Below are 13,981 nucleotides of genomic sequence, written 5' to 3' on the forward strand. Positions count from 1 at the left end.
TATATAAATAGAATAATAAAAGAGAGGTTAAAACCTCTCTTTTTGATTATAGCAAATAGAATCTATTAAAGAATGCTTATAAGATAGATATAGATATATAGTATCATAATTGAATTTATGATACCAATATAAATCTTTATTTAAAAGCTTTTAAAAGAAATCTTTAGCAGTAAAGTTTTTAAAAATTTTATAATCTAAAACTCTATAAATATATGACTATAAGTTACGATTATAAAGTGATAGGATATCAGATTAGAAAAAAGTTTTTTTAATAATTACATCTGTTTTATAACTTTTATATATGGTATAATAAAAAGTATCACAAGTCATTACTTTTGAAACTATGTAAAAGTTAGTACATAACTTTAAAAATCATGTAGTGACACTAATGGATACAATTAATGAACACAAGAACTGGAGGTGAAGCTTATGATTTATGGTTATTGTCGAGCAACTACACCAAAGCAGATAGAGCAAGGCTATTTGGAAGATCAAAAAAATAGAATTCAAGAAAGATACTTTGACAGTATCATTTATAATGAAAAAACTTTAGATATGAATATAAAACCTGAGTTTGAAAAGCTTATGGACGAAATACAATCGGGGGATACTTTAGTAGTAACGAGTCTTGATAGATTTGCAAAATCAATAGAGGATGCTTGTAAAATAGTAAAAGAACTTAGGGAGAAGAATGTAGATCTTCATATTCTTAATATAGGACTTATAGATAATTCAATTTTAGGAAATGTCATTTATGATACCTTTGCTGCAATTAGCGAATTTGACAAAGCACTTCTTGTTGAAAGAATTCAAACTGGAAAAAATAAAGCTAAAAAATCAAGTGGTTTTAGAGAAGGAAGACCTAAAAAGTATTCTCAAGAAACTATAGATGAAGCACTTAATATGCTTAACTCATATTCATATAGAAAAGTAGAAGAAATGACGGGTATTTCCAAAAGTACTTTAATAAGAGCTAAAAAGGCAAAAAAAATTAATAATGATTAATAGTGTAATTTTAGAGGACTGGAATGAATATTTTAGTCCTTTATTTTTAAATATAGAGGTGATTTTATGGTGGACTTTGATGTTTTGTTTGGAGAATATGTTCCTTCTTTGATAGGGGCTGACAATGTAATACATGCATCTGTAGTTGTTCCAATAATATATATAGATGGAGTATGTAACTTTATTTTTGAAGTAAGATCCAAAAAGTTGCGACATCAACCTGGAGAAATATCTTTTCCTGGAGGTAAAATAGAAAGTGGAGAGAGGGCAAAAGATGCAGCTATAAGAGAGTTTTGCGAAGAATTGATGTGTAGTGAAGATAAACTTAGAATAGTATCTGAAATAGACACCTATCTTTCTCCTACAAGAGCTTTGATACATTGTTTTCTTGCAGAAGTAGATAATAGCATTGATTTAAATGTAAAAAATGATGAAGTAGATTCTATTTTCTGTGTCCCATTAAAATATTTTCTTGAAACAGTTCCAGAAGAATATACAAATAAAGTAACAGTTATGCCAGACGATGATTTTCCATACAATAGAATGAGTATACCACAAGCTTATAAATGGGGAACTCCAAGTTATCCAGTATATTTTTATGAATATGAAAACAAATTAATATGGGGGATAACTGCAAATATAGCTAGAAATTTTGTTAAAAAATTAAATTCTATGTTATAATAGGCTTGGTATAAAAATTAAACAAATAGGGGAGCTTTTGCTGAGAGGAATTTTTTCGACCCTTAAACCCATTGGATAATGCCAGTGTAGGAATTTATATGTCTCACACTTGTGGGGCATTTTATTTTATAACAAAAAAGAATAGGAGATGATATAATGGTTATAGCAGATATAGCTGTAATGCCGCTAAGACCTTATGGAAGTGAGGAAGAAATGTACAAGGTCGTAGATGCTTGTATAGAACTAATAGAAAAAAGCGGACTAAAAAGTGAACTAGGTGCTAATAGCACTACAGTAGAAGGAGAACTAGATGATGTTTTTGAGCTTTGCAAAAAGGTTCATCAACTTCCATTTGAATTGGGCTGTGAGAGAGTAATTACTATATTCAGAGTTGACCAGAAAAAGGGTGGAATTACTATAGATGAAAAACTTAAGAATCACAAGTAGGATAAAAGATAGTCTTTACCCTATAGCTACATTTTTTTCGATTCTTATAATATGGCAGATTTCTGTAACGGCTATGAAGGTTCCTTCGTATTTAATCCCAACTCCACTAGATATCATAAAGGAGTTTCAATCGGATTGGAAGGTTCTTTTAATGCATAGCAAGGTAACCCTAACTGAAACTATTATTGGTTTATCTATTTCAGTGGCAATAGCACTTATTATAGGAACAATTATGGATTTTATACCGATTGTAAAAAAGTGTTTATATCCTTTAATGTATATAACACAGATGATTCCTACTATTACAATAGCACCGCTTCTTGTAATATGGTTTGGTTTTGGAATAAAATCAAAAGTTTTATGTGTAGTCCTTACGTGTTTCTTTCCAATATTAATTAACTTTACAGATGGTATAGATGGAATTGACAGAGATTATCTTAATCTTTTTAAGATAATGAAAGCAAGCAAGGTGAAAACCTTTATTCATCTTAAATTCCCAATGTCATTGGATAAACTATTTACAGGACTTACGATTTCTTCTACATACGCATTTGTTGCAGCAACAGTTGCTGAATGGCTAGGAGGAAGTGCTGGTCTTGGAGTGTATATGGTAAGAGCAAAAAGTTCATACGCATTGGATAAAGTTTTTGCATGTACTATACTGGTAGTGGCGTTTAGTTTGATTTTTGTAGTATTTATAAAAGTGCTTAAAAAGTTACTTTTGAAAAAATATTAGTTATAAAAATAAATATGTGTAATATTTCGAGGAGGAAAAAATGAAGATAAAAAAGATGTTATCATTAGCTTTAGTAGGAGTCCTGAGCATTTCATTATTATCAGGGTGTACAGGCGATAAGGAGGAGGCATCAGAAAAGGCTCCTGAAAAGCTTCAGAAAGTTACTTTGATGCTAGATTATACTCCGAATACTAATCATACAGGAATATATGTAGCAAAAGAAAAGGGATATTATAAAAAGCAAGGTTTAGATGTTGAAATAGTACAACCTTCTGATGGTGATTCAGCTACACTTGTTGCAAGTGGAAAGGCTGATTTTGGTGTAAGTTATCAGGAAGACGTTACTTATGCTCTTACAAGAGAAAAGGATCCGCTTCCTATAACAGCAATAGCCGCAATAATACAGCATAATACTTCAGGATTTGCTTCACCAGAATCAAAGAATATAAAAACTCCTAAGGATTTTGAAGGAAAGACATATGGTGGATGGGGATCTCCATCTGAAGAAGCAATAATTAAGCTTGCAATGGAAAAAAACGGAGCTGACTTTAACAAGCTAAAGAGAGTAGATATTGGGCAAGATGATTTTTTTGCAGCGACTAAGAAAAATATTGATTTAGCTTGGATATTTGAAGGTTGGGATGGTGTTAAGGCTAAGGAAATTAATGAACCTATAAATTATATACCAGTTAAGGATATAGATCCTGCACTTGATTATTACACACCAATTATTATAACAAGTGACAAGCTAATAAAGGATGATCCAGAGTTAGTTAAGAAGTTCATGAAAGCAACTGCGGAAGGATATAATTTTGCAATAGAACATCCAAAGGAATCTGCTGAGATTTTAATGAAGGAAGTACCAGAGCTGGATAAGAATCTTGTAATACCAAGTCAGGAATTTTTATCTACTCAGTATAAGGCAGATGCTCCAAGATGGGGTGAAATGAAGGCTTCTGTATGGGAAAACTATGCTAAGTTCATGAAGGATAATGGATTAATAAAGAAAGATCTAAATATAAAAGAGGCATTTACGAATGAATTCTTACCAGAACAGAAATAAACTGGAATTAAAAAATATATGTAAGAAATATGGAGATACTGAAATATTAAAAGACATAAATATAAGCTTGAAAGAAGGGGAACTAGTTTCTTTGCTAGGCCCTTCTGGATGCGGTAAAAGTACTGTTTTTAATATTATAACTGGACTTACAGAATATGAATCAGGAGAGCTTTCAAAAGACGGAGAGATAAGCTATATGTATCAAAAGGATCTTCTTCTTCCTTACAAGAGCATATTAGATAATGTAGCACTCCCCCTTCAAATAAAGGGAGTTAAGAAGAAAACTGCAAGGGAAGAGTTGAGACCGTATTTTAAAAGTTTCGATCTTGAAGGCTATGAAGATAGCTATCCACATGAACTATCAGGTGGAATGAAGCAGAGAGCCAACTTTTTAAGAACTTTTGTATATTCTAATGACATAATGCTTCTAGATGAACCCTTTGGGGCATTGGACTCTATAACAAAAATGTCATTGCAAAAATGGTTTTTAGATATAAGAAAGAAAGTAAATTCAACTATACTTTTAATTACTCATGATATCGAAGAAGCCATAATGTTGTCAGATAGAATATATGTTTTATCTAGTAAGCCAGCATCAGTAAAAAAAGAATTTAATCTTGTAAAAGATATTAATAAAAAAGATATATTGGAAAAAGAAAAATTAAAAGAAGAAATAATTGAACTACTTAAATAGTTAAAAAGCAACCCTTATGTTATGATGGGTTGCTTTTTTATTTCAAAGAACTATGTTAAAAATATAGTAATTATTTTCTAATTACAATTTATAGCAGAGAGTATAGGCATATATAAAAATAAATAAATCTTCAAGTATCGATGATTAGAAGAAAAGTTTAAGGTGAGTATCTTTAATTAATAAAAAATAATATTTATAATTAAATTAAAATTTGTAAAAAATATCAGAATATATTTAAAAAAATGATTAATAAGACTAATAAAGATTATAGTGTTAGCAAAGCATATCTCAATGTACAATATTACAATATATAAATATATTAAGTTAAATAAGAAATTAAAATGTATAAATATTGCTATATTGCAATATGTCTATATATTCAAAAACAAAAACATCAATATGTTTTAAAAAAATAGGAAATCAGCTTGAAAGTTCAATTTTAAAATGTTATAATTTAATCATAAAAGCTAGATAAATATTATAATATAGAAATTAATAAAATTAATTACTTAATGTTTTGCTACATGTTATTCAACTTGAATTGATCAGATTTATATTATGTTTGTTAAAATTGGGGGGAAGGTTGATGAAAGTTAGTAAAAATATTGTAAAGGTTTTGACCTTAACGCTTGCCATGACTTCTGTGCTTGTATTTGGAAACTGTGTAAATGCAGATTCAAGTACTTCAATAATACGGGGAAAAGGAAGAGTGGAAACTTCTATTGAGTCTTCTAAGTTAGTTGATTCAAAGATAATGGTAGTTGCCAGTGCCTATTCGTTTGCAGACTCATTAAGTGCTTATAATATTGCCAGCGGTCATAATGCTAAGCTGATTTTAGTAAGTAACAACACAGATTTAACAGGCTTGTTAGACGATGTTAAGCCTGAAAAAGTGTATTTAATTGGCGGAGAGGCCTCACTGGGAGGTCACGTTGTAGACAATATTCGTAATAGTGTGTCAAATGTTGTGAGAATTTCTGGGAATAACAGATATGAGACTAATGAAAAAACTCTTAAAGAGGCTAATTATACCAAAGTAGGGGTGGCAGATGGAAGAAACTATCCAGATGCTTTAGCAGCCTCAAGTCTTTTGAAAAATAAGGGTTTAGGACTTCAATTAGTAGATGGTTCAAAGCCATATAAGGTGAAAAGAGAAGTCGTATATACTTATGGCGGAGAGAATTCTGTTAAACAAAATGGCGGGAAAAGACTGGCTGGAGACAATAGATACGCGACTAGTGAAGTAATTAATAAGGAACTGGGTGATGGTGTTGAAAAAGTAGCTCTTACAACAGGGGAGAACTATGCCGATGCCTTATCAGCTATTAATCTAGTCAACTCTGGGGGAAAGGTATCTTTGATGCTAGTTAAGGATTTAAGTCCTAATCAGGAACGATATTTATCGAATATACAATCTAAGTATATAATAGGTGGACAATTATCTAATGAAACAATATCAGAAATAGAAAAAGCAAGAAATTTTAAAGGAAGTATACTTTTAAAAGGAGCAAGAACAAATTATAAGTGTGTTTTTATTGATATATCTGGAGCACATTTAAGAAATTCTGAATTTGAAGTTTACAATAATAATTTAAAAGAAATAGAAAGTAATTTACCGAGTGGGTACAAACTTGTATCAGACGTAAATCAAATTAAAAATCTAAAATCTGATAACACTCTAAATAAAATTTATGTAGCAAAAAAAGATATTATAGTATTAAATAATCAAGATGAATACAATAGATATATATTCAATGGTTTAAAAAATGGCTTAGAAACAGGCGAAGTAGTTGTAACTAATTCTATAAGACCGAATAGTAATCTTGAAAGAATAGTAGATGGAATGGGATTTACTATGAAACAAAAATTAATCGAAGGTCATGATCAATTTAATAAAATGAGTATTAAGATGTCAGTTAGACAGGAGTATTATACAAAAGAAAAGTATGATAAAGACGAATATGCTAGAAATATGGAAAAAGTAGCGACTTTAATAGATAACTCTGGAGTTAGAAATCTTAAAAGCGATAGAGAAAAGGCAGTAAGGTTTGCTCAATATCTAAAGGTTAAATATCCATATAATAAAGACGTACACGATCATATAAGAGCAAGAAGTCCATATTCAATAACAAAGTACCAAACTGGAGTATGTGAAGCTTTTACATATACTTACAATCAAGCGATGTTATTATTAGGAATACCTGCATACCAGATAGAGGGAACAGATATAGATGGTGTAGGTCATATGGAAACTATGATATATTGTGATGGACAGTGGGAAGTATTTAATGTTTCTGGCTATACAAACTGGTGTGAGATGGATCATAATGACTTATCACAAATTTCAGAAAGCGACATTGAAAAGAAAATGTTAGTTGTTGAAAATGATCCATATTCTGAGGGATTAATAGATAGAGTTGATCAAGATTTATCATCTTTATATAAACTTTAGTAGTATCTATTATAGAAAGCAAGGCTCATATACAAAATACAAAAAAATTATAAAAATAAAACGGATATTTGAAAGTATGCACTATCTAAACTAATTTATAGAGTAAAGATAGCACATATCAAAGTTTCCGTTTTATTTTTTTGCCTTATTAATTTTTTCAATAGATTGATTTCTTATTAAAGTTCTTAATTCAATCATATATTTGGAAAATTCAACTTTATCATTAGCATAGGTAAGGTTAAAATCATATTCTTCTGGGGTCCATGTAGACAAATCAGATAGATTGTGTTGTATTACAGCTTCTATTCCGTCTATTGCCTTATATATTTTAGATTCAATAGTCTCTCTTTCAATCATCTCTGTATATAGCTCTTTCAATTCTAGTCTATATTCACTAGGAAGGCTTTCTAGCCAGTCAAATAACAGGTCTTCTTCTAATTTATCTTGATTTTTTGACTTTTCAAATGCTGGAATATCACCTATAAAGCATTCTCCTAAATCGTGGATAATACACATTTTTATAACTTTATCTATATCTGCTTCTGGAAATTCATCTTTCATAAAAAAGGCGATTAAAGTCATCATCCAACTGTGTTCTGCTACACTTTCATGTCTACCACTAGATGTATAACAATGACGAGTGGTGTTTTTAAGTTTTTCAGCTAAACTTACTATTTCAAGTAGTTTTTTGGCTTTCATAAAGTTATCCTCCAAAATTTTAATTATATATAATAGTTTAAACCAAAGACAAGTATAAAAGCAAGTTCTAAACATAGCAAAGTGATTTAGTTTGCCCTTATATGGTATAATATAATATCGAGATAAACTATACGGAGGTAGAGGATGAACATAGATAAAGACAAGCTTTCTCCTATGATGAGGAAGTATTTAGAAACAAAGGAAGAGTACGAGGATTGTATTTTGTTTTATAGATTAGGTGATTTCTATGAAATGTTTTTTGATGATGCCCTTTTAGCTTCCAAAGTACTTAATATTACATTGACAGGAAAAGCATGCGGTTTGGAAGAAAGAGCACCTATGTGTGGAGTTCCTTTCCATTCTGCATCTTCATATATAACTACATTAATAGAGGCAGGCTACAAGGTTGCAATAGGCGAACAAGTAGAAGATCCTGCAACTGCAAAAGGAATTGTAAAGAGAGAAGTTGTAAAGATAGTAACGCCAGGAACATTATTAGATGACGATTCTTTAGAAAAGTCTCAAAACAACTATCTTATGAGTGTCTACTTTAAAGAAAATGATGCTGCAATTACATATGTGGACATTAGTACAGGAGAACTTAATGTAACAAAGATAAAGAAAGAAAAAGTAAAAGATGAAATAGCAAAAGTTTCTCCCGCAGAAATTATTTCTAATGACGAAATATTTATAGATGATATAAAAAGCCTTTGTGAAATGGCAAATATATTTAGAAATGAAAACTTTAATAATAGACTACTTGATACAAAGGTACTCCACGATATTTTTCAAGACGACTATCTTGAGAAAAAAGATATTTTAGGAGATGAGTTGTTAGAGAAATCAATATCCATATGTTTAAACTATATAAAAGAAACTCAAATGTTGAATTCTACTAATATAAATAGTATAAGTGTTTATAATTCTAGTGATTATATGACGCTAGATATGTTTACAAGAGTGAACTTGGAACTTACAAAAACTATGAGAGGCTCAAAGAAAAAAGGCTCTCTTTTACAGGTATTAGACAGTACGTCTACTCCAATGGGAGCGAGAATGTTGAGAAAGTTTATAGAACAACCTCTTACAAATAAGAAAAAAATAGATTATAGACTTGAGATAACTGATGCTATAAAAAATGATTTTATATTAAGAGAAGAGCTGAAGGACAGACTATCTAATATATTTGACTTAGAGAGAATTTGTGCAAAAATTGCTTATGATAGAGTTTCTCCAAAGGATCTTATAAACTTAAAAAATAGTATAAATATGATTCCGCCTGTTTTGGAAACTATAAAAAATTCTAGTTCAGAAATTCTTGTGAATTTTACAGAAACTATTGATCCCTTAGTTGATATTTATCAAGTAATAGAAGAGGCTATCTTGGAAGAACCATCATTAAATCTAAAGGATGGTAATATAATAAAGAGTGAATATAGTGAAGAACTTTCAGAGCTTAGAAATATTTCTCAAAACGGTGCATCTATGATAAAAGAAATAGAGCTTAGAGAAAAGGAAAAAACTGGGGCAAAAGCTCTTAAGATAGGATATAATAAAGTATTTGGATATTATATCGAAATTACTAAGGCAGCTCTTCTTCAAGCCAAGCTAGATGAAAGCTATATAAGAAAGCAAACTCTTGTCAATGCAGAAAGATTTATAACACCGGAATTAAAAGAAATAGAAGATAAGATAATAAATGCTGAAGAAAAAATAAAGAATTTAGAATATGAAATGTTCAAAGAAATAAGAACAATTATATATAATAATATAGAAAGAATACAAAGAGTTGCAGCTATAATAGCAGAATTAGATGTTTATCTTTCAAATGCTATTGTAGCAGGTAAAAATAATTATGTTAAACCTAAAATAAATACAGAAGGTGTACTAAAGATAAAAGATGGTAGACATCCAGTTATAGAACAGATAATGGGTTCAGAAAATTTTATATCAAATGATACTGAAATTACAGAAGACAATATAATTAATATTATTACAGGACCTAATATGTCGGGTAAGTCAACATATATGAGACAGACAGCACTAATAGCTCTTATGGCTCATATAGGAAGCTTTATACCAGCAAGTGATGCAGACATACCAATACTAGATAGGATTTTTACAAGAGTAGGAGCAAGTGATGATCTGTCACAGGGACAGTCTACATTTATGGTAGAAATGGATGAAGTAAGCCATATTTTAAGAAATGCTAGCAAGAATAGTTTAATAATTTTAGATGAAGTTGGAAGAGGGACAAGTACATATGATGGTATTTCTCTTGCATGGTCTATAGTTGAATATATACATGATAAAATAGGTGCTAAAACTCTATTTGCAACACACTATCACGAATTGACTGAGTTAGAGGGAAAATATGACACCATAAAAAATTACTCTATAGAAGTTAAAGAAGATGGAGAAAATATAGTTTTCTTAAGAAAGATAGTTCAGTCTGCAGCAGATAGAAGTTATGGTATTTATGTAGCAAGGCTTGCAAAGCTTCCTGATGAAGTTTTAGATAGAGCAGACTCCATACTTACAGAGCTAGAAAAAAATCATATATCAAACTCATCTAGCATAAGTAATTCAAAGCAAGAGAAAAAGTCGCATCTTCTAGAAAATAAAAAAGAAGCTGATAGAATAGAAAGTTTGAAAAAATCTATAAGAAAAGAAATAGAAGAAGATATTAGAAAAGAAGTAATTAAAGAATTTGAGAAAAAAGAAGAAAAAAATAAAGAAATAGATAAATTTGAAGATAGCAATAAAAAGAAATCTACAAAAGCAAAGAAGAAAGCTGAAGTAAATGAAATGCAGATAAGTTTTGAAGAAATTTGTTCAGATGGAAACAAAGAATATAAAGAGTTTGTAGAAGAAATACTTTCTATAGATATGATGAACTCAACTCCACTGGATATTATGAACGAAATGTATGCTTTGCAGAAAAAGGCAAAGGAAATATCTAGTAATTAATTGAATTAAGGAGGATATATGCCGAAAATTAATGTTTTAGATGATAGTACTATAAATAAAATAGCAGCAGGTGAAGTAATAGAAAGACCTTCATCTATTATAAAAGAGCTTGTAGAAAACTCAATAGATGCAGGAGCTGATTTTATAACTGTAGAAATAGAAAATGGTGGGAAAGATTTAATAAAAATAATAGATAATGGATGTGGAATTGAGCATGACGATATAAATAAGGCTTTTATGAGACATGCAACTAGTAAAATTTCAAGAGCTGAAGATCTTTATGATCTTCACTCTCTTGGATTTAGAGGTGAGGCACTAGCCTCTATAGCAGCTGTCTCTAAATTAGAGATGATAACAAAAACAAAAGATGCTCTTTTAGCGACAAAGATAATACTAGAAGGCGGAAAAATCAGTTTAAAAGAAGCTATAGCTGCAAATTCTGGAACTCAAATAAGTGTTCAATCTTTATTTTTTAATACACCAGCAAGAAGAAAATTTTTAAAATCCAATCAATCTGAAGCTTTAGCTATAACCAATCTTATGAATAAATTAGCTATAGGTAATCCTCAAGTAAGGTTTAAGTATATAAACAATAAAAAAACTGTATTTGAAACTCTTGGAGATGGAAGTCTTTTTAACTTGATTAGACTAATCTATGGTAAAGATGTAAGTAGCAATGTTATAAAACTAGATTATGAATCTACATATTTTAAAATACAGGGTTATATTGCTAACAATAATGTGTATCGTTCAAATAGAAATTTACAACATATTTTTATAAATGGCAGATATGTGAAAAGCAATAACATAATGAATGTAATAAATGAGTCTTATAAGGCAATTATACCTATAAATAAGTTCCCAATATATTTTATAAATATAATAGTGGATCCTGGAACAATAGATGTAAATATACATCCTAATAAATTAGAGGTTAAATTTAATAAGGAAAATGAGATTTTATCAGAATTACAAGATTATATAAGGGGAGTTTTGTTGAAAAATAGTCTTATAGGCAAGTATAATAAGTCAGAAAGCGGGCTTTATAGTCCAAGCTCGAAGGCTGCAAGCTTTAATAGTTTTAGCTATAGTGGTGTAGACGAAAAGATAAATACTTTAGTAACCCCTAAAAAGGAAGTTAATGAACTTTGTAAGGAAGAAAGCCTTATAGAAACAAAGAATACTAAAAATATAAATAGCAGTACTGAAAATCATATAAAAAATGATCTTTTAAATGAAGAAGTAAAAGGGCAAATAGAGAATTTATCCGAAATAAAAAGCAATAGTTTTACAAGTCTTTCTGATTATGAAAATAAAATCCAAAAAGAAGAATTGTTTGATAAAGACAATTCTGAGTTATTTACAGATTTTGATTTAGAAAATCAAACAAAGAAACTTGTTAATTTAAATGGTCAAGTTGAGAAAGATATAAAAGAATCTTCAGAAGAAGTAGAACAGTTAGCTTTTATTAAAGAGGAAGCTGCTAAAAATACTGATTTTGAAAATCTTAAATTTACGGGAATTGCTTTTGATACTTATGTTCTTTTTACAAAAGGCGATGATATGATAATGATGGACCAGCATGCTGCACATGAAAGAATAAGATTTGAACTATATATGGAAAAATTCAAAAGTAATACCTTAAGTATACAAATGCTTATGGAGCCGATTATTATGGAGTTATCTCCAAGTGATATGGCAATTACAGTAAAAAACATTGATCTTTTTGAAAGATTTGGGTTTATAATCGAAGAGTTTGGTCATAGAAATATTAGTATAAGGGGGGTTCCAAATACGTTTGGCAATCCTGAAAGTCAGAGATTTATTTATGAAATTATAGATAATATAGAAAAAATAGGCAGTATTTATGATACTAAATATGATGAAATTGCTGAAATTGCATGTAAATCAGCTATTAAAGCAAATGATAAAATTAGTTATCAAGAAGCAGTAGAACTTGTAAATCAACTTAAAGAATGCGACAATCCATATACTTGTCCGCATGGAAGACCTATAATGGTAAAGATGACAAAATACGATATTGAAAAGATGTTTAAGAGAAAAATGTAAACAGTACTATAAATAAGAAAAATGTTTAAATAGCTTATATATTTATAAATTAAGAAGAAAAGCTGCTATTTTAATATAGATAAATATATCCAATATACATATTAATTTTAGCTAAAAATATATTGTTTTTATGAAATTTGGCAAATGGATTGTAAAAGTTTAAAAATGTAGTAAAATATAAAAGTGGAGATATATAAGAAAGGATGGTGATAATATGAATAAGATACCGGTTCTTATATTAACAGGACCTACTGCTGTTGGAAAAACAAAGTTGTCAGTAGAGCTTGCAAAGGCACTGGATGGTGAAATTATTTCAGCGGATTCTATGCAGATATATAGGCATATGGATATAGGAAGTGCCAAAGTAAGAGAAGATGAAATGTCAGGTGTAAAGCACTATATGATAGATATTATCGATCCAGATGAAGAATTTTCAGTTTCTGATTTTAAAGAGCAATCTGAAAGATTAATTGAAGAAATACATAATAGAGGTCATTTGCCTATAATAACAGGTGGTACAGGTCTTTATTTAAATGCGCTTATATATGATATGGATTTTGGAAATTCTAATTCTGATGAAAAGTTAAGAGAAGATCTGTATGCACTGTATGATGAAAATGGGAAAGAATATATGCATAATATGCTTAAAGAACTTTCTCCAGAATCAGCAGAGAGAATACATCCCAATAATGTTAAAAGGGTTATCAGAGCCATTGAAATATACAAACTTGGCGGAGAATTAGGGGACTTTTCAAAAGACCTTAGATTAAACGATAAAATAGATGCTAAGATAGTAATATTAAATAGAGATAGAAAGATTTTATATGAAAGAATAAATTTAAGAGTTGATCTTATGTTTGAAGATGGACTATTAGATGAAGTAAGCAAGTTAAAAGATATGGGATATACTCAAGATATGGTTTCAATGAAGGGTATAGGGTACAAGGAAGTACTTGATTACTTTGATGGAAAAGCAGATTTAGAAACTACAAAAGATATTATTAAACAGAGTTCAAGAAAATATGCTAAAAGACAGTTAACTTGGTTTAGAAAGTATAAAGATGCTCTTTGTATAGATTTAGATGAAATAACAGATATTGAAGAAGAAATAAAATTAATAAAAGAATATATAGCAAAGTAATTGCTTTGTTATTGATAAATTAA

11 protein-coding genes are annotated in these 13,981 nt (G+C 29.5%); 10 read left to right on the forward strand and 1 reads right to left on the reverse strand.

Going from position 1 to position 13,981, the window contains the following annotated elements; translation table 11 throughout:
• Positions 1-429 precede the first annotated feature (429 nt).
• The 7 genes from BMY82_RS06100 to BMY82_RS06130 all read left to right on the forward strand — a co-directional run bounded on the left by BMY82_RS06100 (position 430) and on the right by BMY82_RS06130 (position 7,078).
• Positions 430-1,005 carry a recombinase family protein gene (locus tag BMY82_RS06100; RefSeq protein WP_091975674.1) on the forward strand — a complete coding sequence of 192 codons (576 nt, stop codon included), beginning with the start codon at positions 430-432 and terminating at the stop codon, positions 1,003-1,005.
• A 66-nt stretch (positions 1,006-1,071) separates the two neighbouring features.
• A complete protein-coding gene (locus tag BMY82_RS06105; RefSeq protein ID WP_091975675.1) occupies positions 1,072-1,686 on the forward strand; it encodes an NUDIX hydrolase in 615 nt (204 codons plus the stop codon).
• Positions 1,687-1,842: 156 nt separating this feature from the next.
• The gene (locus BMY82_RS06110; protein ID WP_091975676.1) at positions 1,843-2,133 is read left to right on the forward strand and encodes an MTH1187 family thiamine-binding protein; all 291 of its coding nucleotides are present in this window, start codon (positions 1,843-1,845) and stop codon (positions 2,131-2,133) included.
• Positions 2,108-2,869 carry an ABC transporter permease gene (locus tag BMY82_RS06115; protein WP_091975677.1) on the forward strand — a complete coding sequence of 254 codons (762 nt, stop codon included), beginning with the start codon at positions 2,108-2,110 and terminating at the stop codon, positions 2,867-2,869. Before BMY82_RS06110 ends, BMY82_RS06115 begins: the two co-directional genes overlap by 26 nt.
• 40 nt (positions 2,870-2,909) lie before the next feature.
• A complete protein-coding gene (locus BMY82_RS06120; protein WP_091975678.1) occupies positions 2,910-3,932 on the forward strand; it encodes an ABC transporter substrate-binding protein in 1,023 nt (340 codons plus the stop codon).
• Positions 3,907-4,626: an ABC transporter ATP-binding protein gene (locus BMY82_RS06125; protein WP_091975679.1), complete on the forward strand. Its 720-nt coding sequence runs from the start codon at positions 3,907-3,909 to the stop codon at positions 4,624-4,626. Before BMY82_RS06120 ends, BMY82_RS06125 begins: the two co-directional genes overlap by 26 nt.
• A 586-nt stretch (positions 4,627-5,212) precedes the next feature.
• Positions 5,213-7,078 (forward strand): cell wall-binding repeat-containing protein, encoded by a 1,866-nt coding sequence (locus BMY82_RS06130; RefSeq protein ID WP_091975680.1) that lies wholly within the window; start codon positions 5,213-5,215, stop codon positions 7,076-7,078.
• A 132-nt stretch (positions 7,079-7,210) separates the two neighbouring features.
• On the opposite strand, the gene BMY82_RS06135 is transcribed toward BMY82_RS06130, so the two are convergent.
• Positions 7,211-7,777, reverse strand: a complete 567-nt coding sequence (locus tag BMY82_RS06135; RefSeq protein ID WP_091975681.1) for an HD domain-containing protein — start codon at positions 7,775-7,777, stop codon at positions 7,211-7,213.
• A 144-nt stretch (positions 7,778-7,921) separates the two neighbouring features.
• On the opposite strand from BMY82_RS06135, the gene mutS reads away from it, so the two are divergent.
• From mutS to miaA, 3 genes are all read left to right on the forward strand, one after another.
• The gene (mutS, locus tag BMY82_RS06140; RefSeq protein WP_091975682.1) at positions 7,922-10,747 is read left to right on the forward strand and encodes a DNA mismatch repair protein MutS; all 2,826 of its coding nucleotides are present in this window, start codon (positions 7,922-7,924) and stop codon (positions 10,745-10,747) included.
• Between the two features lie 18 nt (positions 10,748-10,765).
• The gene (gene mutL, locus BMY82_RS06145) at positions 10,766-12,817 is read left to right on the forward strand and encodes a DNA mismatch repair endonuclease MutL (protein ID WP_091975683.1); all 2,052 of its coding nucleotides are present in this window, start codon (positions 10,766-10,768) and stop codon (positions 12,815-12,817) included.
• Positions 12,818-13,031: 214 nt separating this feature from the next.
• On the forward strand, positions 13,032-13,958 hold the full coding sequence (gene miaA, locus BMY82_RS06150) for a tRNA (adenosine(37)-N6)-dimethylallyltransferase MiaA (RefSeq protein WP_091975684.1): 927 nt from the start codon (positions 13,032-13,034) through the stop codon (positions 13,956-13,958).
• Positions 13,959-13,981 lie beyond the last annotated feature (23 nt).

The organism is Peptostreptococcus russellii, assembly GCF_900110295.1.
Classification (GTDB): domain Bacteria; phylum Bacillota; class Clostridia; order Peptostreptococcales; family Peptostreptococcaceae; genus Peptostreptococcus; species Peptostreptococcus russellii_A.

What these genes read in the sequence shown, in the direction of transcription:
- BMY82_RS06100 (WP_091975674.1), top strand. Translation starts at nt 430, where the DNA reads ATGATTTATGGTTATTGTCGAGCAACTACACCAAAGCAGATAGAGCAA.
- BMY82_RS06105 (WP_091975675.1), top strand. Translation starts at nt 1,072, where the DNA reads ATGGTGGACTTTGATGTTTTGTTTGGAGAATATGTTCCTTCTTTGATA.
- BMY82_RS06110 (WP_091975676.1), top strand. Translation starts at nt 1,843, where the DNA reads ATGGTTATAGCAGATATAGCTGTAATGCCGCTAAGACCTTATGGAAGT.
- BMY82_RS06115 (WP_091975677.1), top strand. Translation starts at nt 2,108, where the DNA reads ATGAAAAACTTAAGAATCACAAGTAGGATAAAAGATAGTCTTTACCCT.
- BMY82_RS06120 (WP_091975678.1), top strand. Translation starts at nt 2,910, where the DNA reads ATGAAGATAAAAAAGATGTTATCATTAGCTTTAGTAGGAGTCCTGAGC.
- BMY82_RS06125 (WP_091975679.1), top strand. Translation starts at nt 3,907, where the DNA reads ATGAATTCTTACCAGAACAGAAATAAACTGGAATTAAAAAATATATGT.
- BMY82_RS06130 (WP_091975680.1), top strand. Translation starts at nt 5,213, where the DNA reads ATGAAAGTTAGTAAAAATATTGTAAAGGTTTTGACCTTAACGCTTGCC.
- BMY82_RS06135 (WP_091975681.1), bottom strand. Translation starts at nt 7,777, where the DNA reads ATGAAAGCCAAAAAACTACTTGAAATAGTAAGTTTAGCTGAAAAACTT.
- mutS (WP_091975682.1), top strand. Translation starts at nt 7,922, where the DNA reads ATGAACATAGATAAAGACAAGCTTTCTCCTATGATGAGGAAGTATTTA.
- mutL (WP_091975683.1), top strand. Translation starts at nt 10,766, where the DNA reads ATGCCGAAAATTAATGTTTTAGATGATAGTACTATAAATAAAATAGCA.
- miaA (WP_091975684.1), top strand. Translation starts at nt 13,032, where the DNA reads ATGAATAAGATACCGGTTCTTATATTAACAGGACCTACTGCTGTTGGA.